This window comes from Nocardia sp. CY15 (genome assembly GCF_009829295.1).
GTDB lineage: Bacteria > Actinomycetota > Actinomycetes > Mycobacteriales > Mycobacteriaceae > Nocardia > Nocardia sputi.
In genome coordinates this window covers 1-26123 of record NZ_VUOT01000048.1, presented here as the reverse complement: position 1 = coordinate 26123, position 26123 = coordinate 1, and the positions used below count along the sequence as shown (strand labels likewise).

The following is a 26123-nucleotide window of genomic DNA, read 5'->3' as shown; positions in this document are numbered from 1 at the left end:
CATGCGCGGGAGCACCGCACACGGAGAAAGGGAATCATGACCGAGGCAAGCCGGCACTCCTTGCGACTGAATCGCCGCACGCTGCTCGGCAGCGCCGCTGTCGCCGCGCTCGGCGCCGCCGGAATCGGAGGGTTCTTGCTCACCGAGAACGTGATCGGGCCGTGGCGACTGACCGCTCGCAGACTGGTGGATCGCCTGCAGGACACCGCGGGCGGCTCCTTCCCCGGTTGCCGGCGTAATCACGCCAAAGGGCTCGCCGTCGCCGGATATTTCGAAAGCAACGGCAACGGCGTCGAGCTGTCGAAGGCATCGGTGTTCCGGCCGGGCCGCTACCGGCTCGACGGCCGGTTCTCTCTCGCAGGCGGCAACCCGCACATGCCCGACGTACCGGCCGCACCCCGTGGACTGGGGTTACGGCTGTTTCTGCCCGGTGGGGAGCAGTGGCGGATGGCGATGATCAACATCCCCGTGTTCCTCGACGCGTCGCCGCAGGACTTCTACGACCGCACACTCGCCTTCGCACCGGACCCGGCTACCGGCAAGCCCGACCCCGCCGCCATGAGCCGATACGTCGCGGCGCACCCGAAGACCGCCGCCGCGCTGAGCGTGATCGAACAAGGCGCCCCGCCGGCCACTTTCGCGGATACGGCGTTCTTCGGGCTGAACGCCTTCGAGTTCTCCAACACCAGGGGCGACACCGTACCGGTGCGGTGGCGGCTGGTCCCGGACAACCCACCTCGACTCGCGCCGCTTGCAGCCGGCGAGAACGCACTCTTCGAGGGTCTGGTCGCCGGCATTCAGGCGGCGCCGCTGCGATGGAAGTTCCTGGTGACGGTCGGCCGACGCGGCGTCGACCCCACCGACGACGCCACCGCGGCCTGGCCGGCTGATCGGCGTGAAGTGCAGGTGGGCACCGTCGTGCTGGACCAGGTGCACACCGAATCCGCGGACAACGTGCAGAACGTGAACTTCGATCCGCTCGTGCTGCCCGACGGCATCACGCCATCCGACGACCCGCTCCTGCAAGCTCGCTCGGCGGCCTACGCCGAGTCCTTCCGCCGCCGTGCGGGCGAAGCGAAACCCACCGGCGCCGTCGTCGTGAAGGAGGCATGATCCGATGGCGCTCTCCGAACGCACCGGCGACACCACCCGGTTCGGCGTCACCGCGCGCATCCTGCACTGGACGATGGCGATTCTGATCCTCGCGATGATCGGCATCGGCGCGGCGATGGTCGGCTACCTCGGCGCCTACAGCCAATTGCTGAGCTGGCACAAAACCATCGGGCTGGCCATCCTGCTGCTGGCGGTCGTCCGTCTCGTCTACCGTGTCCGCCACCGTCCGCCGCCGCAGATCGAGACCATGGCCAAACCCGAGCGGCTCGTCGCGACCGGATCCGAGATCCTGATGTACGTACTGTTCCTCGCCCAACCGCTCGTCGGCTGGGCTTTGGTCTCGGCATCCGGGATTCCCATCGAAATCCTCGGGGGGCTGGGCGTCCCGGCGATCGCACCGGCCGATCCTCAGCTGTACGCCGCGTTGCGGACGCTGCACAGCGTGCTCGCCTACCTGCTGTTGTTCGCGTTGATCGCGCACATCTGCGCGGTCACTTTCCACGCGTTGGTCCTGCGCGACAAGCTGCTGCGCCGCATGACGTTTTCGACCTCGCAGCGATAGATGAGCAGACCGGCCGTCCCCGGAATCGCGCTCGTCGGCGCGACCTTACGTGCGCCTTTGACCTGCGTCGGCCCGCTGATGCCGGTGATCACCGGCGACACCGGGCTGTCCAGCACGCACGCGGGCCTGCTCACGGCCCTGCCCTTGCTGATCTTCGCGGTCGTCCCCGTGGCGGTGCTGCGAACCGTGCGTCATGGACCCGACCGGCTCGTGCGGCTTGCGCTGGTCGCGATGCTGGTGGGACTGCTGGTTCGCTCGACGCCCGGCCAGGTGGGGCTCTTCGCCGGGACGGTGGTGATCGCGGTGGCGATCGGGTTCGCGAACGTGCTGCTGCCCGCGATCGTGCGAGACAGCGTCGGTTCCGCCCGTGTCACGGCGGTCACCGGCGCGTGGGTCGCGGCGATGTGCGCGGCGGCGGCCGTGTCGTCCGGGATCGCGGTTCCGCTGGCAGAGGTGCTGCCCGGCGGCTGGCGCCCGGCGCTCGCCTCGGCCACGCTGCTGGTCGTCGTCGCGTTGCTGGTGTGGCGGATCGGGGACAGAACCGTATCGGAGCCGTCCTCTCCCGCCCGCGGAGTCTCGATGCCCTGGCGTTCGCCCTTGGCCTGGCAGGTCAGCGCTTTCATGGGTTTACAGGCGTTGGGGTTCTACACGACGCTCGCCTGGCTGCCCACCGTCCTGCACGACAACGGCGTGACGCCCGAGACCGCGGGCTGGTCGCTGTTCGCGTTCCAAATCCTGGGTTTGGTGGTCATCAACACGATGCCGTGGCTCACCCGCACCGCGGCGGCGAAACGCCGCCTCGCCATCGCCGCCTCGATGCTCGATGCCGCGGGCTTCCTGCTCCTCGCCGTAGACCCCGATCTGGCGCCCCTGGCGATCCTGCTGCTCGGCACAGGCGCCGGTGCTTGCCTGGCCCTGGCCATGGCCTTTCAGAGCGAACGCGCCGGCGACGCCCTCCACGCGGCCGCGCTGGCCGCGATGGCTCAGACGGTCGGGTTCGCCATGGCCGCCGTCGGCCCGACGCTCCTGGGCATCCTGCACACGCACACCCAAAGCTGGGCGCCGGCGCTGGGCGTGCTCACCGCGCTGACCCTCCTCCAGGCTGCCGCGGCGGCCGGGGCCGGACGCACCCAGATCGTCAGACCTGCCCGACAACCGGTCCAGGCGGACCTCTCATGATCTTGGGGGCGACACCGAACTGCGCACGGTCCCGCGGTACACGGACTCGACGGCTATCCGGATGTGGGTGGGCTGATCGAAGACTCCGTTGCCTACCTCGCCGCCCGGCTCGGCGGCCGCACCTCGCGCCGAGCGGTTCGGTAGGGCCCGGACACTCGCCTGGTGTTGCGTCGCGTGCGGGGCAGTTCCCGCGCGTGCGACGACGCGGTGCAGCGCGGACTCGAAAGGAGTCCAGGCGGTCGTCGCTGATTGCCGTGCCGATCGGACTCTTCAGCTATGGCGGGGCGGTGTTCGCGCGGGGGCGAGTTCGTGTCCCCGCGGAAGCGGGTCGTCGGCGCCTCAGGCCGAGGCGCGATCACTGTCGGTCCGCACCGCTACAGTCGCGACGTGGCTGGTTCGCGGTACTCGTTCACGGCGGAAGTGTGGGAACACCAGGGGGATGCCGCCTGGCATTTCGTGTCGCTGCCGGAGGACGTGGCCGATGAGATAGAAGAGCGGTACGCGCATCGTTCGGGTGGGTTCGGCTCGGTGCGGGTGCATGTGGTCGTCGGCGCCAGCCGGTGGTCTACATCGCTATTTCCCGACAAGTCGCGGGCGACCTATGTGCTGCCGATGAAGAAGGCCGTGCGGGTCGCGGAGGGACTGGAGGCGGGTTCGACGGCGCGAATCGAACTCACTGTCGCTTGACCGCCACCACCACGATCATGAGCACACCGAGCACGATGCCACCGAAACCGAGGGCGCGAACCAGCGGCCGGACGGAGTGACAGGTCGGGGCTGTCGGCGATCAGACCGGGTTCGGCGACGTCGGGAGAGGCGGCTGTGACACGGTCGGATCCTCGGCTTCTGGTCGACACCCGCGTCGACGTAGGCGTCAGCCTCCCGGCCCTGCCACGCGAATCATCGACTACCCGGCCGTGCCCGTGGACCGCCGGCGGCTCAGCGCTGCTGGGGCGCCGCCATGCACTCACCGGCGATGCGACCGCTGGCGGCGCGCGCCTTGTCCGCGTCCTCCTTGCTCATGCCCAGGGTCTCCTGGTTGGGAGTCTTGGTGTCGTACTCGTCGCTGATCATGATTCGCAGTCCGTCCTGCGAGATTCCCTGGTCGACGAACACCTTCGCGGCGCAGTCGGCCAGTTGCTTGTTCTTGAGGCCCTTGTCCTGCAACGACTTGGCGAGATCGGCCTGCGTCACCGTGGGCGCCGCCGTGTCCTTGTCGCTGCCGCATGCCGCGAGTACCGGCAGCGCGATCAGCGCCGCGGCGATCATGCAGATCCGCACCTGACTCCTCTTCCTCGACTGACCACCCGTCGGTGGCGTGGCCACCATAATGCCGTGTGGCGTCCAGCGGTAGTCGTTCCCGGCGAGAGGAACGAAAGATGTTGCCGCGAAAGCTATATACAGACAGACCTCAGAGATCCATTGCCGCCCGCAGCGCGGTGTCGAGCCGTTCCAGGGTTTCGGTGTCCACCGCGTCCACCCGCTCGGCCAGCCAACCGCGGAAGATGCGCCCGATGTTTCCGGCATGCACCCAGCCGTGATCCTGCACCGGAACCGCGAGAATGTCCTGCGGATCGTCTTCGATGACCTCGGCCGCGATCAGCCAAGGACGAGGCGATTCGTTGATGCCGTCACTGCTGATGAGCACGACCGTTCGGCGACGCGGCGAACCATGCGGGTTGTAGATCCACAGTTCACCCCGACGCACGCATCGCCTCCTCGGCGGCCGCCAGCTCGGCCGCGTCCGCGGCGGCCTCGGCGGTCACATCCGACACCGGACCGACCCCGGTGCGCACGGCCTCCCGTCGCGCGGCCTTGGAAATCCAAGCCGACGGCGACATTCCCGCCCGAGCTGCCGCCTGCTCGGCGTACGACCAGGCGGCTTCATCCAGCGAAAGGGTGACCTTACGCGTTGCCATACCAATTATCGTACCGACCATGGCCGTGGTGACGCCAGTCCTCCACGACGCCGGATGAGAGGGAGCGGCACACGGCGCGATCCCAACTGATGGCTGGTGACTGCTGTTAGTGTTGGCCGCATGACGACGTTGCACCATCACCGCGTGGGCGCGGGCGAGCCCCTAGTGCTGGTCCACGGGGTCGGAAGCCGGTGGCAGGTGTGGGAGCCGATCATCGACACACTGTCCGCGTCGTACGAAGTGATCGCGGTGGACCTGCCCGGTTTCGGCGGCTCGACGCATCCGCTGGCGCACACCACGGTCGCCAACCTCACCGAGGCGCTCGCCGAATTCCTCGCCGCGCAGGGCATCGACCGGCCGCATCTGGCGGGCAATTCGATGGGCGGGCTGATCACTCTCGATCTGGCCGCCCGCGGGCTGGCTCGTTCCGTCACCGCCTACTCGCCGATCGGGTTCTGGGACACCGCGGGTCGCGTCTGGTGCCAGCAGTCGCTGGGCAAGTCACGAGCGCTCGCACGCAAGTTGCGCCCCGCCCTGCCATCCGTCCTCGGCACCGCCGCGGGCCGGACCGTGTTCCTCTCCCTGATCTTCGGCAAGCCGTGGGCACTCGATGCGAAGGTCGCGCTGGACACCGCGATCGGCGCGGTGGAGGCGGCCGGCTTCGACGAAGCTCTCGCCTCGTTCACCGACGTCCGCCTGCCCGAGATCGGCGCGCTCGCCGAGATTCCGGTGACGGTCGCCTGGGGCAGCCGCGACATCCTGCTCACCTACGCGACCCAGAGCCGCAAAGCCCGAAGCGTGCTGCCGAACGCCGAGCACGTCACCCTGCGCGGCAGCGGGCACACACCGTTCTTCGATGATCCGGCCGGCTGCGCACAGGTCCTGCTCGAGACGGTCACACGCACACGGTAGGAGTCAGCGGGCGGGCGGATCGAGCAACGTGTCCGCGGCCGCCGTGCCGAGCAAGACGCGCACGGCGTTGCCCCACCGGTGCCTGAGAATTCGGTTGCTGGACCCGTCACCGGTGAGCAGCACGCGCAGCGCCAGGCCGGTCATGATCTCGATGGTGAACTCGGTGATCGTCGGAACCCGCGGATCGTCGGGGAATTCGCGCCGGAAGCTGTCGCGAATGCTGGTGTGCATCAGTTCGAACAGGCGCACCTCCAGCGGGAGGAACGCCGCGCGCAGTTCCGGGTCGGTCCGCGCGCCGACCCACATCTCCAACGCCGCCCAGAACGACGGCCCGCTGAGCATCCGCATGGTCAGCTCGACCGCCGTCTCCAACCGGTCCGCCTCGTCGGGGATCGCCTCGAATTCGCTGGTCAGCTGGTCGAATCGGCGTTGCGCCACGTGCTCGACGGCGCCTGCGAGCAGGTCGGCCCTGGTAGGGAAATAGTGCTGCAACGTCCCCCGCGGCACACCCGCCCGTTTCTGCACCTCGAGCGTTGTCGTGCCCGCGTAACCGACCTCGACGAGACTTTCCACCGCCGCGTCCAGCAGGCGCGTGCGCATACGCTCCCTGCGCTGCGCCTGCGGCTGCCGGACGTGTCCCGGCCCGCCTGTCAGCGGCCCTGCCACTTCGGCTCGCGCTTCTGCGCGAACGCCAGCGCGCCTTCGGCGGCGTCCTTGGAAAACAGTGCGGGCAGGGCGATCTCGCCCTGTTTCGCGAACGCTTCCGCGACCGGCCAATCCGGCGACTCATCGATGATGCGCTTGCTCGCGGCCACCGCCAGCGGCGCGGCGGCGGCGATCTCGGCCGCCAGTTCGAGCGCCACCGACAACGCGCCGCCCGGCTCGGTGACCCGATTGACCAAGCCGAGTTGGTAGAGCCGCTCGGCGCTGACCCGCCCGCCCGTGAGCGCGAGTTCGGCGGCGGTGCTGCGCGGCAGCCGCTGGGTCAGCCGCAGCACGCCGCCGCCCGCGGCGACCAGACCGCGCTTGACCTCGGGAATGCCGAACTGCGCGTCGCGCGCCGCGACGATCAGATCACCCGACAGCGCCAGCTCGAAACCACCGGCCAGCGCGAAGCCCTCGACCGCGGAGATCATCGGCTTCGCCGGGGGCTTCGCCGCGATGCCGAGCGGGCCGCGCCGTTGCGTCATCGGCATCTCGCCCTTCGACGCGGCAACGAGATCCATTCCGGCACTGAAGGTTCCGCCCGCACCGGTGAGCACGAGCACGCGCGCGGCATCGTCGGCCTCGAACTCGTCGACGGCGGCCTCGATGGCTTGCGCGGTGGCCAGGTTGATCGCGTTGCGCGCCTCGGGACGGTTGACCGTCAGCACGGTGATCGCGTCGCGCCGCTCGACGAGAACCACGTCGGGTCCCACCGTCTCACTCATTCGGCGCTCCTCTCGGTGAGCAGGGTGAACGTGTCCGCGGTGACCTCGGCGTCCGCGCCGAGCGGATCGCCTGCGGTGAACGCCGCGAGGGTGTCGGCATCCGACGCCCGAACCAGTATGCGGGTCCCCGCGGGTGTCAGTGCGCTCACCACAACGGCTTCCGGTTCGTCGGCACGGTCCGGCGCCGAGCCCTTGCGGTAGGCGACGGTGTACGCCTCGATCGAGACCGGGCCGGTGTACCCGGGCGCCGGTTCGCGTCGCGCCGGAGGCACTTGCGCCTCGATCGCACGGAACAGCCGCGCGGGCGGTCGGGCGGAGTACACGCCGACGCCGTGCTTGGTGCTGTACCAACCGAGCGCCGTCGCCAGTCCATAAGCGTCCGGGTCGGCGCGGAGAATGCCGTAGAGGGTCGCGATCGAATGCGTCGTGTAGTTGTTGCCCGGCCCGCCCGCGAAGGTGAGACCGCCGGTGACCGACAGCGGCCGCACCGGATCATCGAGCGGCAGACCGAGTTCCTCGGCCGCGACCTGCACCGCGACCGGGAAGCAGGAGTAGAGGTCGATGTGCGCGACGTCGTCTATCGCGATCCCCGCCGCGCCCAGCGTCGCTTTCCCCGCCGCGGCGATGGCGGGCGAGCGGGACATGTCCGCGCGCTCGGAGACGAACCACTCGTCGGTCGCGGTGGCGCCCGCGTGCGGGAACACCCACCGGTCCCGCGGCACACCGGCGGCGTCGGCGGCCGCCGCACTGCACAGGACCAGTCCGGCGCCCAGGTCGACGGTCAGGTTCGCGACCATCAGCTTCGGATAGGGTGTCGACACCATCCGGTTGGCGGGCGCGGGTGTCACCAGATCAGCGGCGGTATGTGCGGTGGGCTGCCACGCATAGGGATTACGTGCCGCGATGTCCGACAGCCGCGACCACAGTTCGCCGATCCGCTGCCGGTGCGTGGCTTCACTCGTCCCGAGCCTGCGGCGCAGCGCCGTTTCCATCAGCGCATAGAAGTAGACCGGCCCCCACAAGCCCGCCGCGGTCTCCATGTCCGAGTTCGGCGCGCGATCGGAGCCGATGATCTCGTCGGGCCCCACATCCTCCGGCTGCTCCGGCCAGTCCACCGCGGCGCCGTTGCGGGTGGCGGCGTTCCACGAGGACACCGCTTCGGCGCCGGTGAGCAGCGCGACGTCCGAGCGACCGTCGGCGATGGCCTGCGCGACCATGTTGAGCAGCCGCTGCGGCGCGTCACCGCCGAAACGCACCGATTGCACGGTCCGTTTCGGACTGATGCCCAGATCGGCGGCGACGAGTGCGCCCAAGTCACCGTAGGGGCGGCTGACCGGAGCGACGGCGGCGATCAAGTCGGCGGACCGCAGCAAACTGTCGCCGACGCCGCTGTCGGCGCCCGCGCGGCGCAGGGACTCGGCGGCGAGTTCGACCGGGCCGGGCAAACCCGGCTCTCCCGGTCGGTGTACGACCTGCCCGGCGCCGACGAGCACCGGCGTCCTCGGGTCCATTCCGGCTGGCAGCATGCGTCCTCCGCTCCAGAACCGTCAACATTGACGGTAACTCGACTTCGATTAGAACAGAACCGAAGCTTCACGGGCAACAGCGCGAGTCCCGCAACTGACCGGTGAGTAAGATCCGAGAATGGGCACCAACATCGCACTGCGGATCGACCACAACCTCGCGTACGTCACGCTCGACCGGCCGGACAAGCACAACGGCCTTACTGTCGAGATGCTTAGCGGACTGATTACCAGTGCGAAAATCGTGGCTCGCCGTGGTGATGTACGCGCGGTGATCCTGTCCGGGAACGGACCCAGCTTCAGCAGTGGACTGGACATCGCAGCGGCCACTAGCAATCCAATAGCTATCATCCGAAATTTCGCGCCGCGACCCTGGCGGGGCACGAACGCGTTCCAAGAGGCGTGCTGGGCCTGGCGCCGCCTGCCCGTGCCGGTGATCGCCGCGGTGCACGGGCGCTGCTACGGCGGCGGGCTGCAGCTCGCACTGGCCGCCGACTTCCGTTTCGCCACCCCCGACGCGGAGTTCTCCGTCATGGAAGCCGCGCACGGCCTCATACCGGATATGACCGGCGCGGCCTCGCTGTCACGCCTGGTCGGGATGGACCGAGCCCTCTTGCTCACGATGACCGCGGACACCGTGAATGCCGCCTACGCAGCGAAGATCGGCTTGGTCACCGAGTTGACGGAAGACCCCGTGGCCGAGGCCGAGAAACTGGCCGACCGCCTCGCGACCCGATCGCCCCACGCCGTCGCCGCGGCCAAGCGGCTGTTCAAGAAGTCGTGGCAAGCGTCCCCCCGGCGAACCTTTGCCGTCGAGCGCGCCACCCAGCTACCCCTCATCCTCCGGAGAGCGCTCCGCCAGCGGACTCTGCAATAGCTGCTTGTTCGCCAGTATGCGACATAAGGCACATCCGCGCCGATTTCACTGCTAGCATTTGCCCACGATTTGCCAGCCAGTCGAATAGTGGTGCGCGGCACACTGCGAAGGGTCTGTGTATCGCGGGACATCTGTGTTTCGCACCGCTCACGGCAAGAAACCGGAGGGCTCACAGACAGTGATCAGGACCGCATGCTTCCTGCTCTCGGCGCTGGCGGGTGTCTCGGCCTTGCTCTTCACGGCGACCACCCCCGCCATCGCCAACCCGAACGCCATCAATCCGATCCCGGTGCTCAACGGCACGACCGGGTTGCCGAATCTGCTCGGCCGCACCAAGGCGGTGTTCCAGGTGACCGGGATGGCCAGCCCGAACAACACCCAGACCTACAACGTCCTCGGCACCGACCTCGGCATCATGTGGGACAACGGGCGCGGCGAAATGCTCACCGCGTTCGGCGACACCGCGGGCTTCGGCTTTCCCAATCTGCTCGCGGGCAGCATGTGGTCCTGGCGCAGCAATATCCTCCTGCGCAGTCACACCAAGGACCCCGCCGAGGGCATCTATTTCGACAGCGTGGTGCGCGATGTGTTCGGCCAAGCGCGCGACCTGATTCCCAGCCCGAAGATTCCCTTCCTTGAGATCAGCCGGATTCCCACCGCGGGCATCGCGGTGGACGGCGTGCAGTACATGAGCCTGATGTCGGTGAAGACCTGGGACGACGTCGGTCAATGGAGCACCAGCTTCTCCGGGCTCGCCGTCTCCGGAGACAACGGCGAGACCTGGGCCGAACTGCCGGAGACACGGCGAACCAACGAGGGCGGAAACGCCAACTTCCAGATGAACGCCTTTCTTTCCGACGGCGGGTACATCTACGAGTACGGCACCCGATCCGGGCGCGACAACACCGCACACGTGGCCCGTGTGCGCGCACACGACATCGCGAACCTCGCCGAATACGAATACTGGGACGGCCGCGCGTGGCGCAAGAACGACGTGAATGCCGCCGCACCGATCATGTGGGGTGTCGGCGAATTGTCGGTGATGTACAACGCTTATCTCGGACAGTACATTTCGCTCACCACCGACCGGTTCAATTCCGTGGTGATGCGGCGCGCGTCCACACCGGCCGGTCCGTGGAGCGATCCCGAAGTGCTGATCGACACCCGCGAATTGCCCACCGCCTACGCGCCCTCGATCTTCCCGTACCAGACGGGACGTGATCTGTACTTCCTCACGACGGTGCACAGCCAATACAACGTCTTGCTGATGCGCACGACACTGTAGCCCGGGGCAGACGGTCCGACGCGGCACTTGACCTCAACAAAGGTTGATATATGAGGCTGAACCGCGTCGGTCCGTTCCCGTCCCTGGAGGCATCATGCTCAGCACCACCACCGTCGACGTCCGCACCTGGCTGCGCGAGAACGCCGTCACGATCGACAGCTTCGATCCGGACTCCCCCGGCTCGGACCTCGACAGCTTGATCGCGCGACTCGGCACCGCCACGGTGGTGGGCCTGGGTGAGTCGACACGGTTCTCCCGGCAGACATTCGGTGTGCGCGAACGGATATTCCGTGGGCTGGTCGAGCGGCACGGTTTCCGCGCCTTGGCCATTCAGGACAGCGCGCGTTCGGGTGAACGCTGGGACCGGTTCGTCACCAGCGGGGAGAGCGACCCGTTGACGGTGCTCGCCGGCGCGTGGCGGCCGTGGCGGACCGAGGAGTCGGTGGCCACGCTGCGCTGGATCCGCGCGTACAACCTGGCGCATCCGCAAGACCCCGTGCGGATCTTCGGCGTGGAACCGCCCCATGCCGAGCCCAGTGACTACGACGCGGTGCTCGATTATGTGCGACGCGCGGCCCCCGACCGGACGGCCGCGATCGAGGTGCACCTCGCGCCGATCCGCACCGCGCACCAGATCGACGAGCACGTCCAGCGCCACCAGGGCATCCACCCCGGCCGCCCGTTCGTGGAGCACGCCGAAGACGCATTCGCGCTGCTCACGGCGCTGCCGGACACGAAGGAGCGCGCTACTGCCCTGGACCACGCCCGCCTGATCCTCGACTTCCACCGGCACAGCGTCGCGAGCCAGGGCTTCGCCCGGGACGAGCGTCCTTCCGCCGAGACGGTGCTGGGATGGCAGCGAGCGACCGGCGCCAAGATCGTCTACTGGGACGGGATCGCGCACACCACCAGTCTTCCGATCGCCTTCGGCGCGGCCGAATTCCATGGCGCGGGAAGCCATCTGCGTGCTCGGCTCGGCGCGGGGTACACGTCCGTCGGCATCGGCTTCCACCACGGCGACCTCGGTGTGGCGACGGCGCCCGACCCGCAGGACGACTTGGTCGATGCCGCCCTGGGCGAGGTCGACCTGCCCGCGTACTACGTCGACCTGGACGCCGCCGCGCCGGAACCGGTGCGCGACTGGCTCACCGGTCCGGCGAAACTGCGCACCATCAGCGGAGTCTACGACCCGGCCCAGGACGCCTCGGCGAACATCCGGCTCTCCGCGCTCGCCGACGCGTTCGACGTGCTGATCCACGTGCGCGAGACCACGCCGGTGCACTGGCTCTCGCAGGTATCGGACTGACTCGGGCAACCCTGGGGATCGCGGGCCACGCGATCAATAGACTCGAAACATGGATGCGGCCGACTGGGACGAGCGCTACGCGCAAACTGAATTGGTCTGGGGCGCACCGCCGAACAACACCGTGGTGGAGCATGTCTACGGGTTGGAACGCCGTGCCCCGCTCCAGGCCGCCACCCCCGAGGGCGATGCGCCGGAGTTTCCCCGCGCCCTCGACCTGGCGTGCGGCGAGGGGCGCAACACCCTGTGGCTCGCCACACACGGTTGGCAGGTGCACGCCGTCGACTACTCCCAGGTGGGCATCGACAAAGGCCGCACCGTCGCGTCGCGCTTGTCCCGCTCGGTCCGCAATCGCATCACCTGGCAGTGCGCCGACGTCACCGACCTGGACGAGGCGGGAATCACCGGGCCGTTCGAGCTGGTCTTGATGGTCTTCCTGCACCTGCCCGCCGAGCAGCGCCGCGCGCTGGTCCGCAAGGCGGCCGACCTGCTGGCTCCCGAGGGCACCCTCCTCGTGCTCGGCCACGACACCACCAACCTCACCGACGGCTGCGGCGGGCCACAGGACCCGGCCATCCTCTTCACTCCCGACGACATCGTCGCCGACCTCGGTCCCCTGGCGGCCGCGAGCCACGTGCGCGTGCGCCTCGCCGACCGCGTCTACCGGCCCACCGAGACCGGCGACGCCATCGACGCCTTGGTCATCGCCACCCGGGCAGCGGGGTAAGGGCCGTGCTTCGGTTCACGACCAGCGCTCGAGCCACGGGGTCACGGTCTCGGCGATCAGGTCGAAGCCCGCGCGGAAAGCATGCGGCTGCCCGGGAATGACGCGGACCTCCGCGGCGTCGGCTGGATCGGGGATGCCGAACGGGTCGTTGGCCCCGTTGACGACCACCACTTCGATGTCCCCCGGAGCGAGCAACTCGTCCCGGCGGGAGTTCTCCGGCTTGCCCGGCGGATGCAGCGGGAACGACAACGCGAGGACGCCACGGGCGCGCGCCGCGACCGCGGTGCGACAGGCCACCCGCGCCCCGTTGCTGCGCCCGCCCTGAATAAGCGGCATGCGTTTGCGGCCGCGCAGCCGAGCGACGATCTCGAGCCAAGCCTCGTCCTGCTTGATCGCCGAACCCGGCGCACGTCGCCCGGCGACCCGGTACGGCTGCACCACCCGCGCGACCGCGCCGCCGAGGCGAAGCGCCGCGTCACGCACCGCGAGCAGGTCCTTCGCGTCCACCCCGCCACCCGCGCCATGCGTGAGCAGCAACAGGAACGCCGGCCTGCGCGGCTGTTCGAGCTCGACCTCAGCCGGTCCGGCACTCGTCTCGATACGCACTGTGCTTATTTTCCAGGAACGGACAATGCTCGATCTCGCTTCGCTCGAAACCGGTGGCGGCGCCATCTCGGTTACCGGGGCACCAGCCGTATGACCTGCGGTTTCGCCTTAGTTCATGCAGTCGGTTGGGAGGACCAAAGGCTGAGCCCGAGGCTTGGCGGCCACTCGGAGCAGGCTGCGCGGTGGCGCTGCGCTCGGCATCGGGGAGGCGACGAGCCGTTAGGCTTCTGACTCGGCTTCGTCCCCGGCCCGGTTGCGCGTGGGAGGGCGGGACGATCGCATCCGTGGTCAGCGCAGTGCGCGACGGTGTGCCGGGATCTGGATCGGACACTGTAAAACGCGTCACATTGCCAGCTCAGCTCTTTGCCACTTCATTACCGCTCGGTAATATGTCAAATAAGTTACCCGCGAGTAGCATGCGGAAAACCGGCACGACTACCCCGGTGGAGCGAACACGGGCGGGAACGGCAACCGACCGACCGCACCAACTCAACGGAGAGTGAGTACTGACAATGGGTCACTACAAGAGCAATGTCCGCGACCTGGAGTTCAACCTCTTCGAGGTCCTGGGCTTGGGGTCCATCCTGGACAGCGGCGCATACGGCGATCTCGACGCGGACACCGTCAAGGAGATGCTCAACGAGGTGCGGCGCCTGGCCGAAGGCCCGCTCGGCGAGTCGTTCGCCGACGCCGACCGCAACCCGCCGGTCTTCGATCCCGAGACCCACACGGTGACGCTGCCGGAATCGTTCAAGAAGAGCTACCGCACCCTCCAGGACGGCGGCTGGGACAAGCTGGGCATCGCCGAGGAGCTCGGCGGCCTGCCGATCCCCCGCGCGGCCTACTGGGCCATCGCCGAGCTGATCCTGGGCGCGCAGCCCGCCGCCTTCATGTACGCCGCGGGCCCCGGCTTCGCGAACATCTTCTACAACAACGCGACCGACGAGCAGAAGAAGTGGGCGCAGATCGCCGCCGACCAGGGCTGGGGCGCCACCATGGTGCTGACCGAGCCCGACGCAGGCTCCGACGTCGGAGCGGGCCGCACCAAAGCGCTCGAGCAGGAAGACGGCACCTGGCACATCGAGGGCGTCAAGCGGTTCATCACCTCCGCCGACTCCGACGATCTGTTCCCCAACATCATGCACCTGGTACTGGCCCGCCCCGAGGGCGCCGGACCGGGCACCAAGGGCCTGTCGCTGTTCTTCGTGCCGAAGTTCCACTTCGACCCCGAGACCGGTGAGCTGGGCGAGCGCAACGGCGTGTTCGTCACCAACGTCGAGCACAAGATGGGCCTGAAGGTCTCGGCCACCTGCGAGGTCACCTTCGGCGGCCACGGCATCCCCGCCAAGGGCTGGCTGGTCGGCGAGGTGCACGACGGCATCGCGCAGATGTTCGATGTCATCGAGCACGCCCGCATGATGGTGGGCACCAAGGCCATCGCGACCCTGTCGACCGGTTACCTGAACGCGCGGGATTACGCCAAGGAGCGGGTCCAGGGCGCCGACCTGACGCAGATGACCGACAAGGCCGCGCCGCGCGTGACCATCACCCACCACCCGGACGTCCGTCGTTCGCTGGCCACCCAGAAGGCGTACGCGGAGGGGCTGCGCGCGGTGTACCTGTACACCGCCGCTCACCAGAACGACGACGTGGCCCAGCAGGTCTCCGGAGCCGACGCCGACCTGGCCGCTCGGGTCAACGATTTGCTGCTGCCGATCGTCAAGGGTGTCGGCTCCGAGCGCGCCTACCAGTACCTGACCGAGTCGCTGCAAACCCTGGGCGGCTCCGGCTTCCTGCAGGACTACCCGATCGAGCAGTACATCCGCGACGCGAAGATCGACTCGCTCTACGAGGGCACCACCGCCATCCAGGCGCAGGACTTCTTCTTCCGCAAGATCGCCCGTGACCGCGGCGTCGCGCTGGCCCATGTGGCCGGACAGGTGCAGAAGTTCATCGACGCCGAGGCGGGCAACGGCCGCCTGAAGGGCGAGCGCAAGCTGCTGGCCACCGCGCTGGAGGATGTGCAGGCCATGGCCGCCACGCTCACCGGCCACCTGATGGGCGCCCAGGAGCAGCCGAGCGAGCTGTACAAGGTCGGCCTGGGTTCGGTGCGCTTCCTGCTCTCGGTGGGTGATCTGCTGATCGGCTGGCAGCTGCTGCGCCAGGCCGAGGTCGCCATCGCGGCGCTGGACAACGGCGCCACCGGCGCCGACGAGGCGTTCTACCAGGGCAAGGTCGCGGTCGCGCAGTTCTTCGCGCGCAACATCCTGCCGGAGCTGACCGCCACCCGCGCCGTGCTGTCCAACCTGGACAACGACATCATGGAGCTGGACGAAGCCGCGTTCTGACGCTCGCACCACCGATACGGCACAAAGGCCCGGAGATCTTCTCCGGGCCTTTGTCGTCTAGATTTGTCGTTTCGTGACATTCGATCGCCGTTCGGCGCCGATTCTCTCCGGTAGATTGCGTGCTCCCGGAGGGCAGCAGGAACCTCCCGATCCACACAGTTCGACGCGAAGATTGTCGGCAGGGGTGCCCGAGGTGACGCGCAACACGACTGGCATCGGCGCTTATCTGCGCGAACGACGACTCGCCGCGGGATTGACACCGACCCAACTCGCCCAGCGCGCCGGCCTCGCCGAGGCGGTGCTGGACGAAGTCGAAACGGGCGCGGTCTCGCCGAATCACGCGCTGCTGCAACAATTGTTCGACGCGCTCGAGGTGCCCATCTGGTATCGCAAGCACATCGTCGTGCTGACCTTGCCCAGCTTCTTCACCGCCGCCTACGGACCGGGCCCCGACGTGCCGACCCCGGACGACCGAGCCGACCTGCACAGCCTTCCCGACCCGGCCTGCTACCAGCGGATGCCGACCCAGGATCTGGTGGAGGCCAATTCCGCCTACGAACGCGCCTTTCCCGGAGCTGTCGCCCGAGCGAACGTGCTGGAGTGGATGTTTCTCGACGCGGCGGCCCGGCGGGTGATGGTGGACTGGGCCGTGGAGGCGCACCTGCTCGTGGACGCCTTCCGCATCCTGTCTCCGCTCGCCCCGCGCGAGCGCGTCGAACAGATCGCCGAACGCTGCCGCCGCTCCCCCGATTGGGACCGTATGTGGACCACCGAAGTACGCGCCGCCGACATCCCCCGCCGCAGTTTGCGGGTACGCGAACTCGCCACGGGCCGGATCCGCTCGATGAGCATGCGGGTCTACAGCCCCGAGCTCCCGGAACGCCCGTGGTGGCTGCACCGGCTGGTGACGATCGGCCGAACGCGCGGAGCCCACGCGTCGATGTAGGCGACATCGCGGCGGCGAGCAGGCAGAATTACCCAGCAGACTGCGTCCCACGAGAAGGGAATTGCCGGATGACTCGATCGCTGTCCGCACTCGCCGGAGCCGGCGCGCTCACCGCGGTTCTCGCGCTGACCGCCGCCGCGCCCGCCGGAGCAGACCCGAACAACGTCATACCGATCCCAGCGCTCAACGGCATTCACGGCCTGCCCGAGCTGCCCGGCCCGACCAAAGCGGTGTTCCAGGTGACCGGCATGGACAGCCCGAATCGCACGCAAGCGGTCAACGTGCTCGGCACCGACCTCGGCATCATGTGGGACGACGGCAACGGCCGGATGATCACCGCCTTCGGCGACAGCGCGGGCATCGGCGTGCCCAACCTCCTCGCGGGCAGCCTCTGGGCTTGGACCAGCAACGTGCTGTTCCGCAGCTCCTCGCACGACCCCGCCGACGGCATCATCTTCGACGACGTGGTGCCCAACCCGTTACCGAGCCCCAAGATCCCCGGCATCGAGATCAGCCTGATTCCCACGGCGGGCATCTCGGTGGGCGGCGTGCAGTACATGAGCATGATGTCGGTGCGCGAATGGGGTGATCACGGCAGGTGGCACACCAATTTCTCCACCCTCGCCGCCTCCCATGACGGCGGCACCACGTGGTCGCAGCTCACCCACACCCGCCGTGCCAACGTCGACGGCCACGAGAACTTCCAGCAGAACGCCTTCCTGAAGGCGGGCGGCTACATCTACCGCTACGGCACGCCGGCGGGCCGGAACAATCCCGGTTTCGTCTCCCGCGCGAAAGAAGCCCAGATCGCCGACATCGACGCCTACGAGTACTGGGACGGCAAAGCGTGGAAGCCCACCGACGCCAAGACCGCGGCCCCGATCCTCGGCGGCGTCGCGGAACTCTCTGTCATGTGGAACGAACACCTCGGCCAGTACGTCATGCTGACCACCGACCCGGCCAACAACGTCGTCCTGCGCACCGCGTCCGCCCCGGAAGGGCCGTGGAGCGAGCCTCGCGTCCTCATCGAAGCCCGCTCCCTCCCCACGGCTTACGCGCCGATGATCTACCCCTACCAAACCGGCCGTGACCTCTACTTCCTGGTCACCCAGCACACCCAGTACAACGTGCTGCTGATGAAAACACCGTTGTGAAAGTGCGAATCCGCCCTGTCCAGCGCGGGACGGAGCGGATTCGCTCGGCGTGCGTTCGCCGCTGTTTCCTCACTCGCACTTCACGATGGGAATGGGGTCGTACTTCACCGTGCGGGTCTTGCGGGAGACTTCGCGTCCCGTCTTGCGGTCGGTGATGACGCGGGTGTCGGAGATGGTGAAGCCGGGTGCGCCTTCGGAGGCGATGCAGTCCTTGCCCTTGGGCAAGGTGATCGTGTTGGGTTCGGTGGGTTTGGTCTTCTCGCCGGTGATGGATTCGACATCGACCGTCTTGGTGCCCCACAGGCGGACGGTGATTTCCGAGTCGGTCGCGAAAGTCTCGATGTAGATGCCGGTTTGCGAGTTGTTGCGGAATGCGAGGTCGATCGCGCCGTCGAAGACGGTGGCCTCGCGGGCGGCGGGGTAGCGGGAGATGTAGTAGCTGTGCTCGGTGTGGCCCGCGTCCTCGAGGCCGGCGAAGTACGCCGCGTTGTAGAGCGTGGTGGCGAACTGGCTGATGCCGCCGCCGACGGCGGTGCTGGGACGGCCGTGGTCGATGATGCCGGACTCGACATATCCCTCGGCGGTGCCGCGCGGACCGGTGAACTCGTTGAGCGAGAACGTCTCTCCCGGCTTGACGATCGCGCCGTTGACCTTCCTGGCCACGGTGCGGATATTGACGCCGGAAGGGCCGCTGAAACCACCAGTGGTGAACGATCCGACGGTCTCGATCACGCCGAGACCCTGCGCGGCCTCGGTGGTCAGTCTCGGTTCGATGCGCTCGTAGACCGCCTGCGCGGTCCGCTCGCCCGGGGCGACCAGCAGTGCGGTGAACTGTTCCAAGGTCTTCGGCCAGTTGATCTTGTCGCCGACCACGGCGGGGACCACCGACGGCTTGCCACCGGACACCGCGAACGTCGCGTCCTTCGGCTCCACTTCCGTAGTGGCGAGTTGCGGCGCGAGCAGTCCGATCGCGGCCTCCTGATTCACCGACACTGCCAGACCACCCTGCCCGTCCGGCGCGAAGGTCAGGACGGAGGCGATCTGCTCGGGATCGAGCCTTGCCGCGCCGCCCTTGCCGGCGAACGAGATCGGCGCCTGCACGGCGGGTTGGGCGATCTCGCGCAGTGCCTTGTCGACGGCTTCCGGACGCACGCCCAATGGCGCGGGAACCACCGGGAGATCCAGCGTCGTCCCGGTGATCCAGCGGTCGGCCAATTCCGTACGAGCGGCGGCGGCGTCGAGCACTCGTCCGGGGACCGGCGGCACCGCGACGGGTCTGGCCCGGTCGAAGGTGATGGTGCCCTCCACCGAGGGGCGGTCGTGCACCCGCAGCTCGGTCAGCTGACGATCCATGGCCTGCTCGTCGACCGCGCTGACGATCGCCACGTCGCGCGTAGTGAAGAAGGAGGCGAGCCGGGTGAACGGATTGAGCGGCTGGGAGCCGATCCGCGACCAGGTGGCGTCCCAGTTCACGGCCAGTCCGGCGGCGCTCGGCACGATGCGGGTCTGCACGTCGCCGATGCGCAGCGGCAGTTCCCGGCTCGTCCTCGGATCGAGTTCGGCGCGCAGAGCGGCATCGGCCGCGGACTTGTCCATGCCGCCGACGTCGACGCCCGCGACGACGGTGCCGCGCGGCACCTCACCCGCGGACAGCACCCAGTCCACCGCGTATCCGAGACCGGCGACCGCCAGGACGGCGCCGACGGCGATACCCGCCCGGCGCACGAGCGCGGTGTCCAGGCGCTTCGGTGGCGGAGTGGAGATCGGGCGACGCGCGGGCGCACGGCGAGGTGCGGGCGGCACGGGCCCTCGCCGGGTAGTGTGCAGAGGCTGAGTAGGCTGCGCGTCGCCGCTCCACGCGACCGACCGGTCCGATCCTTGGGGTTGCTCCGCCCCGAGGAGCTGGCGCCGTCCGACTTCGCTACCAGGGTGTGGGCCGTGTCCTCCGGTGCTCGGCTGGCTCGTCACGAACCGTCCTCCCCGTTCCATGGAATTGTGGACCCGCACGATGCGAGTCCCCGCCAACGATAGTGGTCCCTACCGACAGCGGTCGGCACAGCTCGGGCGTAGAGCAAATCCCGCGCAAAGAACCGGGTACACCACACAAAGAGGCCCGCGCAGTTGCCGGGTCGGGGGTCTGGCAACTGCGCGGAGCCGACCTGTTTATCGGTGTGCCGCCAGGGGCGTTACACCCGCGGGACGAACCGTGACCGATCCCACGCGGGGAGAATCGAGAGGAGGGACGACCCGCCGCAAGACTTCGCATACAAGGGAGATGGATGGTATGCAGTTGGGAATGATCGGCCTCGGCCGGATGGGCGCCAACATCGTGCGTCGCATCGTCAGGGACGGACACACCGCCGTCGGGTACGAACGTCACTCCGCTCACATCGACGAACTGCGCGCCGAGCTCGGGGACAACTTCCGCGGCAGCACCGATCTCGCCGAATTCGTCGGCATGCTCGAGACCCCACGCGTGGTGTGGGTGATGATTCCCGCCGGCGCGACCGGTGCGGTGATCGAACAGGTCGCCGAACTGCTCGAGCCGGACGACATCGTCATCGACGGCGGCAACAGCCGCTATCACGAGGACATCCGGCGCGCCGAGCAGCTGAAACCCAAGGGCATCCACTACGTGGACATCGGCACCTCGGGCGGGGTGTTCGGCCTGGCCCGCGGCTTCTGCCTGATGATCGGCGGAGAGACCGAGCCGGTGAAGTACCTGGATCCGCTGCTGAAGTCAATCGCACCGGGCCTCGAGGCGGCCGAACGGACCGCTGGACGCACCGGCGAGCCGTCCACCGCCGAACTGGGCTACCTGCACTGCGGGCCCGCGGGTGCGGGTCACTTCGTGAAGATGGTGCACAACGGCATCGAGTACGGGGCGATGGCCGCCTACGCCGAGGGGTTGAACATCCTCCAGAAGGCCAACTACGGAGCCGAGCACCCCGGCGAGTTCTCCGCGGAGGAGACACCGCTGGAGCACCCCGAGTACTACCGGTACGACATCGACGTGCCCGAGGTCACCGAGTTGTGGCGGCGAGGCTCGGTGGTCGCCTCCTGGTTGCTGGACCTCACCGCGGCCGCGCTGCACGCGGACCCGAACCTCGATTCCTACAGTGGCCGGGTCTCCGATTCCGGAGAGGGCCGCTGGACCGTCGATGCCGCCATCGACACCGGCGTACCCGTACCCGTCCTGGCCTCGGCCCTCTTCGCGCGCTTCTCCTCCCGAGGCGATGCCCAATACGCGGACAAAGTGCTCTCGGCGATGCGCAAAGCTTTCGGAGGGCACATCGAACTGCCCGGGAAATGAGGCGGTTTCCGCTCCGCGCATGAGCCCGAGAGCGGCGGACTACGGCCCGGTCCGCGAAATCGGCGGATTACTGCCGCCAACAACCTCTTCCCCGGCCTATGGGAGCCCGCCCCGCAGCGATCGGCGAAATACGCTCACCGTTCTCACAGCGGACAGACGGCAAGGCGGTATGGGTCCGCTTCTTCGAACCCATACCGCCTTCGATGCCTACCTGCGAGGAGTGGTCTAGCGCTCGAGGATGGCGACGACGCCCTGGCCGCCCGCGGCGCAGATGGAGATCAGGGCTCGGCCGGAGCCCCTTTCGGCGAGCATCTTCGCGGTGGCGGCGACGATGCGGCCGCCGGTGGCGGCGAAGGGGTGGCCCGCGGCCAGCGACGAGCCGTTGACGTTGAGCTTGCTGCGGTCGATCGAGCCGAGCGCGCCGTCGAGGCCGAGGCGCTCCTTGCAGTAGGCGTCGGACTCCCACGCGGCCAGGGTGGCCAGGACCACCGAGGCGAAGGCCTCGTGGATCTCGTAGTAGTCGAAGTCCTGCAGGGTCAGGCCGTTGCGGGCGAGCAGGCGCGGCACCGCGTAGGTCGGCGCCATCAGCAGGCCGTCGGGACCGTGGATGTAGTCGACCGCGGCGACCTCGCTGTCGACCAGGTGGGCCAGCACCGGCAGCTTGCGCTCGGCCGCCCACTCCTCGCTGGACAGCAGCACCGCGGAGGCGCCGTCGGTCAGCGGAGTGGAGTTGCCCGCGGTCATGGTCGCGTCGCCCGCCTTGACGCCGAAGACCGGCTTCAGAGTGGCCAGCTTCTCGATCGAGGAGTTCGGCCGCAGGTTGTCGTCGCGGGTGAGACCGAGGAACGGCGTGATCAGGTCGTCGAAGAAACCGCGGTCGTAGGCGGCCGCCATGTTCTTGTGCGACAGGTAGGCCAGCTCGTCCTGCGCCTCGCGCGGGATGCCGAACTCCTTGGCGGTGATGGCGGCGTGCTCACCCATGGACAACCCGGTGCGCGGCTCGGCGTTGCGGGGGATCTCGATGCCCAGCATGCTCGGGCGCAGCTGGCCGACCAGCTTGAGGCGGTCTTTGTTGGTCTTGGCGCGGTTGGCGTCGAGCATCCACTCCCGCATGCCCTCGCTCACGCCGATCGGAGCGTCCGAGGTGGTGTCGGTGCCGCCGCCGACGCCGGCCTCGATGCGGCCCGCGGCGATCGCGTCACCGACGGTGACGATCGCCTGGAGCCCGGTGCCGCAGGCCAGCTGCAGGTCGTGCGCCGGGGTGTACGGGCTGAGCTTGCTGCCGAGCACGCTCTCCCGGATCAGCCCGTGCTCGCCGACCCGCTTCAGTACGGCGCCGCCGACGACCATGCCGAGCCGATCGCCCTGCAGGCCGAAGCGGCTGACGAGACCGTCCAGCGCGGCGGTGAACATGTCCTGGTTGGAGGCGTGCGCGTACGCCTTGTCCGAGCGAGCGAACGGAATCCGGTTGCCGCCCACGATCGCGACCGGGCGGGTGGTCTTACCGGTATTGGCGGTGCTCTTCGCCGAACGGGCTTTGCTAGTCACTCGAGTCTCCAAGGTCTCGTGGATGGATGTCCCGGTGGCCCGGTCCGGCGCGGACATTCCACGCTGATCGGCGCCCCGTCGCGGTTGTTTACATTAAACTTACTCTGGAGTAAGTTTAATGTCGACACGTACCCCGCAAATGTGCGCCAGCAAACCACGCCGGGGCTACCCCAGACCCGAGAGACTGAACTCAGAAAAGGTAGGAATAGTGGCAGCCAGCAAGAGCAAGGGTGCTCCCAACCTCTACGGATCGTTCGTACACTCCGCACCTGGCGCGTTCCTGGCCAGCAAGCTCAACCTTCCGAAGCCGGAGGCATTGCGCCGCTACGTCAAGGGCGAGCCCGCGCTGCCGGGCCCGGTGCTGATCGGCGGCAAGGGCCGGGTCGCCGAGCCGGTGCGCGCGCTGCTGTCGGACTACACCTTCGCCGACGCGCTCAGCCCCGAAACCAAGTACGGCGCATTGGTGTTCGACGCCACCGGCATCGGCACCATCGAGGACCTCTCGCAGCTGTTCGAATTCTTCCAGCCCGCCCTGCGCAGCCTCACCCCGTCCGGGCGCATCGTGGTCATCGGCACCACGCCCGAGCTGGCGTCCGGCGTGGACCAGCAGATCGCGCAGCGCGCGCTGGAGGGCTTCACCCGCTCGGTGGCCAAGGAACTGCTGCGCGGCTCGACCGCTCAGCTGGTCTACCTGCACCCGGATGCGTCCGCCGCGGCGACCGGCTTGGAGTCGACCCTGCGCTTCCTGCTCTCGGCCAAGTCGGCGTTCGTCGACGGCCAGGTGATCCGGGTCGGCAAGGACGACGCGAGCGCGCCCGCCGACTGGGACCGCCCGCTGGACGGCAAGGTCGCCGTGGTCACCGGCGCGGCGCGCGGCATCGGCGCGACCATCGCCGAGGTGTTCGCCCGCGACGGGGCCCAGGTGATCGTGGCCGACATCCCGGCAGCGGGTGAAGCCCTGTCGGAGACCGCGAACAAAGTGGGCGGCACCGCGCTCGCACTCGACGTGACCGCGCCCGACGCGGCGGAGAAGCTGGCCGAGTTCGCCACCGAGCGTTTCGGCGGCATCGACATCATCGTGCACAACGCGGGCATCACCCGCGACAAACTGCTGGCGAACATGGACGAGGGCCGCTGGAACGCGGTCATCAACGTCAATCTCGCCGCGCCGCACCGGATCACCGAGGGCCTGGTGGCCAGGGGCGCGCTGAAGGAGGGCGGTCGCGTGATCGACGTGTCCTCGATCGCGGGCATCGCGGGCAACCGCGGCCAGACCAACTACGGCGCCTCCAAGGCGGGCGTCATCGGCATGGTCGACGCCGAGGCGCCGAAGCTGGCGGAGAAGAACATCACCATCAACGCCGTCGCGCCCGGTTTCATCGAGACCGCGATGACCGCAGCCATCCCGCTGGCCACCCGGGAGGCGGGCCGGCTGATGAGTTCGCTGCTGCAGGGCGGTCAGACCGTCGACGTCGCCGAGACCATCGCCTACTTCGCGAGCCCGGCTTCCAACGCGGTGACCGGCAACGTGGTGCGGGTCTGCGGGCAGAGCCTGATCGGAGCATGATGACCCAGGCGCAGGCAGGCCGAGAGAAGACGCAGGTGATCGCCCTCACCGAACCGCCGAAGAACAGCCGCCTGTTCGCGAAGGCCGCACTCGGTGCGGTGCCGCTGCTCTCGGCGCGCAAGCCGACGCTGCCGGACCGGGCCGTGCAGCTCGAGGGCCTGCGGGTGGATCCGGATCATCTGGCCGCCTATTGCCGGGCTACCGGTCTTCGGTTCGGCGACGCGCTGCCGCTGACCTATCCGTTCATCCTGACCTTCCCGCTGGCGATGCAGCTGGTGGTGGCGCGGGATTTCCCGTTCGTGGCGGTGGGCGCGGTGCACGCGCAGAACGTCATCGAGCGCACCCGGGACATCTCGGTGAGCGAGCCGCTGGACATCCGCACGCACATCGAGAACCTTCGCGAGCACCCGAAGGGGCTGCTCGTCGATGCGATCAGCGATGTGAAGGTGGGGCGGGAACTGGTGTGGCACCAGATCACCACGTTCCTGCACCAGCAGCGCACCTCGCTGTCGGGCGGGCCGAAGCAGGAGCCGAAGCCCGACGAGGTCCCGCCGCCGCCGCTACGCACGTTGCGGGTGGATCAGAAGACGATCACCCGCTACGCCGCCGCGTCCGGTGACCACAACCCGATCCACACCTCGGCGTTGGGCGCCAAGGCGTTCGGCTTCCCGAGGTCGATCGCCCACGGCATGTGGTCGGCCGCGGCCATCCTCGGCGCCGTCGAGGGGCGCATCCCGGAACACACCACGTACTCGGTCAAGTTCGGTAAGCCGATTCTGCTGCCTTCCACCGTCAACGTGTATGCCGACCAGGCCGAAGGTGGTTGGGATCTGGCACTGCGCCACCCGAAGAAGGGATACCCGCATCTGACGGCGACCCTGCGCTGAACGATCCGCTGAGCCGCATCCCGATCTGGGTGAATCGGGATGCGGCTCAGTGCGTTCGGCGAGCTCTGCGGGTGCGGATCAGCAGTCGCAATTGCAGTTGCAGCAGCCGCAGTCACCGCAATTGCAGCAGCCGCAGTCACATTCGCCGCAATCGCCGCAGTCGCAATTCTTGATCCAGGCGTCCTTGCGTTCGCCGGTGCACGGCTGAGTGTGGTCGGCGCAGCACGCGTACCCGGTGCAGTAGCCGCCCAGGATGAGCGCGAGGGATTCGCCGACGCCCGGACGACGGGTCGGCGGACGGCTCCCGGTTCCCGGTACGCGGGCGCGAACCTCGGCGCGCGGCGAGCCTTCGGTATCGGGCGACGCCGAGCAGGTGTGGGCGGCGAAGGTCCCCAGACCGTGACCGAGCCGCCGCAGCACCGCGGTCAGCGGGTCCAGCAGCATCCAGCGGACGGCGGGCACCCGGCTCAGCTCGGCCGCCGCGACGGCCGCGCGCAGGCGCGAATTCGATTGCCGCAGCAGGTCGTAGGCCTCGGGCACGGTGATGCCGGTGATCGCGAGGGGGTTGAAGCGATCATGGGTGGCGTCGTCGTCGTAGTCGGCGACGGCATCGGCCAGATGCGCGATCCGGCCGAACTCCCACCCTGCCTGTCGCAACGCATCGATATTGCCCGGGCGGTCGGCCAGCACGGCGGTGTGCGCGAAGAACGACGCGGCGCACAGCTGGGTCGGCGCGGTCAAGCGGTCGAGCGGATCGGCCGACGGCCCCATTGCCGAGCGCCAATGCGGCGAAGGGTCACCAGCGCTGCCACGGTTACGGCGGTGCGCGGCCTGGTCGGCCGGGACCGGGATCGTGGCTTTGATCCCGCGCCGACGCAGCCAGTCGCGGTTGGGGCGACTGGAATACGCCTTGTCGGCCAGGAC

General features: G+C 68.5%; 24 protein-coding genes and 1 pseudogene. 15 read left to right on the top strand and 10 right to left on the bottom strand.

What is annotated here, in order from left to right; genetic code table 11:
• Positions 1-36 precede the first annotated feature (36 nt).
• The 4 genes from GVY39_RS31295 to GVY39_RS31280 all read left to right on the top strand — a co-directional run bounded on the left by GVY39_RS31295 (position 37) and on the right by GVY39_RS31280 (position 3541).
• Positions 37-1113 (top strand): catalase family peroxidase, encoded by a 1077-nt coding sequence (locus GVY39_RS31295; RefSeq protein ID WP_159930597.1) that lies wholly within the window; start codon positions 37-39, stop codon positions 1111-1113.
• A gap of 4 nt (positions 1114-1117) precedes the next feature.
• A complete protein-coding gene (locus tag GVY39_RS31290) occupies positions 1118-1675 on the top strand; it encodes a cytochrome b (protein WP_159930596.1) in 558 nt (185 codons plus the stop codon).
• Positions 1676-2854, top strand: coding sequence for an MFS transporter (locus GVY39_RS31285; RefSeq protein WP_159930595.1), 1179 nt, complete (start codon positions 1676-1678; stop codon positions 2852-2854). It begins immediately after the preceding gene.
• 387 nt (positions 2855-3241) lie between these two features.
• Complete coding sequence (locus GVY39_RS31280; RefSeq protein WP_223519405.1) at positions 3242-3541, top strand: DUF1905 domain-containing protein; 300 nt, start codon at positions 3242-3244, stop codon at positions 3539-3541.
• A 252-nt stretch (positions 3542-3793) separates the two neighbouring features.
• Here GVY39_RS31280 and GVY39_RS31275 read toward each other — a convergent pair whose 3' ends face one another.
• The 3 genes from GVY39_RS31275 to GVY39_RS31265 form a co-directional block, all read right to left on the bottom strand.
• Positions 3794-4135: a hypothetical protein gene (locus GVY39_RS31275; protein ID WP_159930593.1), complete on the bottom strand. Its 342-nt coding sequence runs from the start codon at positions 4133-4135 to the stop codon at positions 3794-3796.
• A 130-nt stretch (positions 4136-4265) separates the two neighbouring features.
• A complete protein-coding gene (locus tag GVY39_RS31270) occupies positions 4266-4562 on the bottom strand; it encodes a hypothetical protein (protein ID WP_159930592.1) in 297 nt (98 codons plus the stop codon).
• A complete protein-coding gene (locus GVY39_RS31265) occupies positions 4549-4773 on the bottom strand; it encodes a hypothetical protein (protein WP_063016531.1) in 225 nt (74 codons plus the stop codon). Before GVY39_RS31265 ends, GVY39_RS31270 begins: the two co-directional genes overlap by 14 nt.
• Before the next feature lie 120 nt (positions 4774-4893).
• Between GVY39_RS31265 and GVY39_RS31260 the strand changes: the two genes are divergently transcribed.
• Complete coding sequence (locus GVY39_RS31260) at positions 4894-5685, top strand: alpha/beta fold hydrolase (RefSeq protein ID WP_159930591.1); 792 nt, start codon at positions 4894-4896, stop codon at positions 5683-5685.
• Positions 5686-5688: 3 nt separating this feature from the next.
• Here GVY39_RS31260 and GVY39_RS31255 read toward each other — a convergent pair whose 3' ends face one another.
• The 3 genes from GVY39_RS31255 to GVY39_RS31245 are packed head-to-tail and all read right to left on the bottom strand — an operon-like array spanning position 5689 to position 8641.
• Positions 5689-6285, bottom strand: a complete 597-nt coding sequence (locus tag GVY39_RS31255; RefSeq protein ID WP_223519410.1) for a TetR/AcrR family transcriptional regulator — start codon at positions 6283-6285, stop codon at positions 5689-5691.
• Positions 6286-6335: 50 nt separating this feature from the next.
• Complete coding sequence (locus tag GVY39_RS31250) at positions 6336-7115, bottom strand: crotonase/enoyl-CoA hydratase family protein (RefSeq protein WP_159930589.1); 780 nt, start codon at positions 7113-7115, stop codon at positions 6336-6338.
• Entirely contained in the window at positions 7112-8641 is a 1530-nt protein-coding gene (locus tag GVY39_RS31245; RefSeq protein WP_159930588.1) for an acetyl-CoA acetyltransferase, read from the bottom strand. The genes GVY39_RS31250 and GVY39_RS31245 overlap by 4 nt, the downstream gene beginning before the upstream one ends.
• A gap of 118 nt (positions 8642-8759) precedes the next feature.
• Here GVY39_RS31245 and GVY39_RS31240 point away from each other — a divergent pair, with 118 nt between their 5' ends.
• The 4 genes from GVY39_RS31240 to GVY39_RS31225 all read left to right on the top strand — a co-directional run bounded on the left by GVY39_RS31240 (position 8760) and on the right by GVY39_RS31225 (position 12830).
• The gene (locus tag GVY39_RS31240; protein ID WP_159930587.1) at positions 8760-9515 is read left to right on the top strand and encodes a crotonase/enoyl-CoA hydratase family protein; all 756 of its coding nucleotides are present in this window, start codon (positions 8760-8762) and stop codon (positions 9513-9515) included.
• A 178-nt stretch (positions 9516-9693) separates the two neighbouring features.
• Positions 9694-10800: a DUF4185 domain-containing protein gene (locus tag GVY39_RS31235; RefSeq protein WP_159930586.1), complete on the top strand. Its 1107-nt coding sequence runs from the start codon at positions 9694-9696 to the stop codon at positions 10798-10800.
• Between the two features lie 94 nt (positions 10801-10894).
• Positions 10895-12106 carry an erythromycin esterase family protein gene (locus GVY39_RS31230; protein WP_159930585.1) on the top strand — a complete coding sequence of 404 codons (1212 nt, stop codon included), beginning with the start codon at positions 10895-10897 and terminating at the stop codon, positions 12104-12106.
• A gap of 49 nt (positions 12107-12155) precedes the next feature.
• The gene (locus GVY39_RS31225) at positions 12156-12830 is read left to right on the top strand and encodes a bifunctional 2-polyprenyl-6-hydroxyphenol methylase/3-demethylubiquinol 3-O-methyltransferase UbiG (RefSeq protein ID WP_159930584.1); all 675 of its coding nucleotides are present in this window, start codon (positions 12156-12158) and stop codon (positions 12828-12830) included.
• Positions 12831-12845: 15 nt separating this feature from the next.
• On the opposite strand, the gene GVY39_RS31220 is transcribed toward GVY39_RS31225, so the two are convergent.
• A complete protein-coding gene (locus GVY39_RS31220; RefSeq protein WP_159930583.1) occupies positions 12846-13436 on the bottom strand; it encodes an alpha/beta family hydrolase in 591 nt (196 codons plus the stop codon).
• Between the two features lie 512 nt (positions 13437-13948).
• Between GVY39_RS31220 and GVY39_RS31215 the strand changes: the two genes are divergently transcribed.
• The 3 genes from GVY39_RS31215 (at position 13949) to GVY39_RS31205 (ending at position 17884) form a co-directional block, all read left to right on the top strand.
• Positions 13949-15784 carry an acyl-CoA dehydrogenase gene (locus GVY39_RS31215; RefSeq protein ID WP_159930582.1) on the top strand — a complete coding sequence of 612 codons (1836 nt, stop codon included), beginning with the start codon at positions 13949-13951 and terminating at the stop codon, positions 15782-15784.
• Between the two features lie 193 nt (positions 15785-15977).
• Positions 15978-16730: a helix-turn-helix domain-containing protein gene (locus GVY39_RS31210; RefSeq protein WP_159930581.1), complete on the top strand. Its 753-nt coding sequence runs from the start codon at positions 15978-15980 to the stop codon at positions 16728-16730.
• Positions 16731-16798: 68 nt separating this feature from the next.
• Positions 16799-17884, top strand: coding sequence for a DUF4185 domain-containing protein (locus GVY39_RS31205; RefSeq protein ID WP_159930580.1), 1086 nt, complete (start codon positions 16799-16801; stop codon positions 17882-17884).
• A 69-nt stretch (positions 17885-17953) separates the two neighbouring features.
• On the opposite strand, the gene GVY39_RS31200 is transcribed toward GVY39_RS31205, so the two are convergent.
• Entirely contained in the window at positions 17954-19873 is a 1920-nt protein-coding gene (locus GVY39_RS31200) for a VanW family protein (protein ID WP_159930579.1), read from the bottom strand.
• Positions 19874-20168: 295 nt separating this feature from the next.
• Between GVY39_RS31200 and gnd the strand changes: the two genes are divergently transcribed.
• Positions 20169-21197, top strand: a complete 1029-nt coding sequence (gnd, locus tag GVY39_RS31195; RefSeq protein WP_159930578.1) for a phosphogluconate dehydrogenase (NAD(+)-dependent, decarboxylating) — start codon at positions 20169-20171, stop codon at positions 21195-21197.
• Between the two features lie 225 nt (positions 21198-21422).
• On the opposite strand, the gene GVY39_RS31190 is transcribed toward gnd, so the two are convergent.
• On the bottom strand, positions 21423-22745 hold the full coding sequence (locus tag GVY39_RS31190; protein WP_159930577.1) for an acetyl-CoA C-acetyltransferase: 1323 nt from the start codon (positions 22743-22745) through the stop codon (positions 21423-21425).
• A gap of 208 nt (positions 22746-22953) precedes the next feature.
• Between GVY39_RS31190 and GVY39_RS31185 the strand changes: the two genes are divergently transcribed.
• Entirely contained in the window at positions 22954-24312 is a 1359-nt protein-coding gene (locus GVY39_RS31185) for a 3-oxoacyl-ACP reductase (RefSeq protein ID WP_159930576.1), read from the top strand.
• Positions 24309-25199, top strand: coding sequence for a MaoC family dehydratase (locus GVY39_RS31180; protein WP_240679486.1), 891 nt, complete (start codon positions 24309-24311; stop codon positions 25197-25199). Before GVY39_RS31185 ends, GVY39_RS31180 begins: the two co-directional genes overlap by 4 nt.
• Before the next feature lie 78 nt (positions 25200-25277).
• On the opposite strand, the pseudogene GVY39_RS35445 reads toward GVY39_RS31180, so the two are convergent.
• A pseudogene (locus GVY39_RS35445) lies at positions 25278-26123 on the bottom strand (hypothetical protein); the annotation flags it as partial.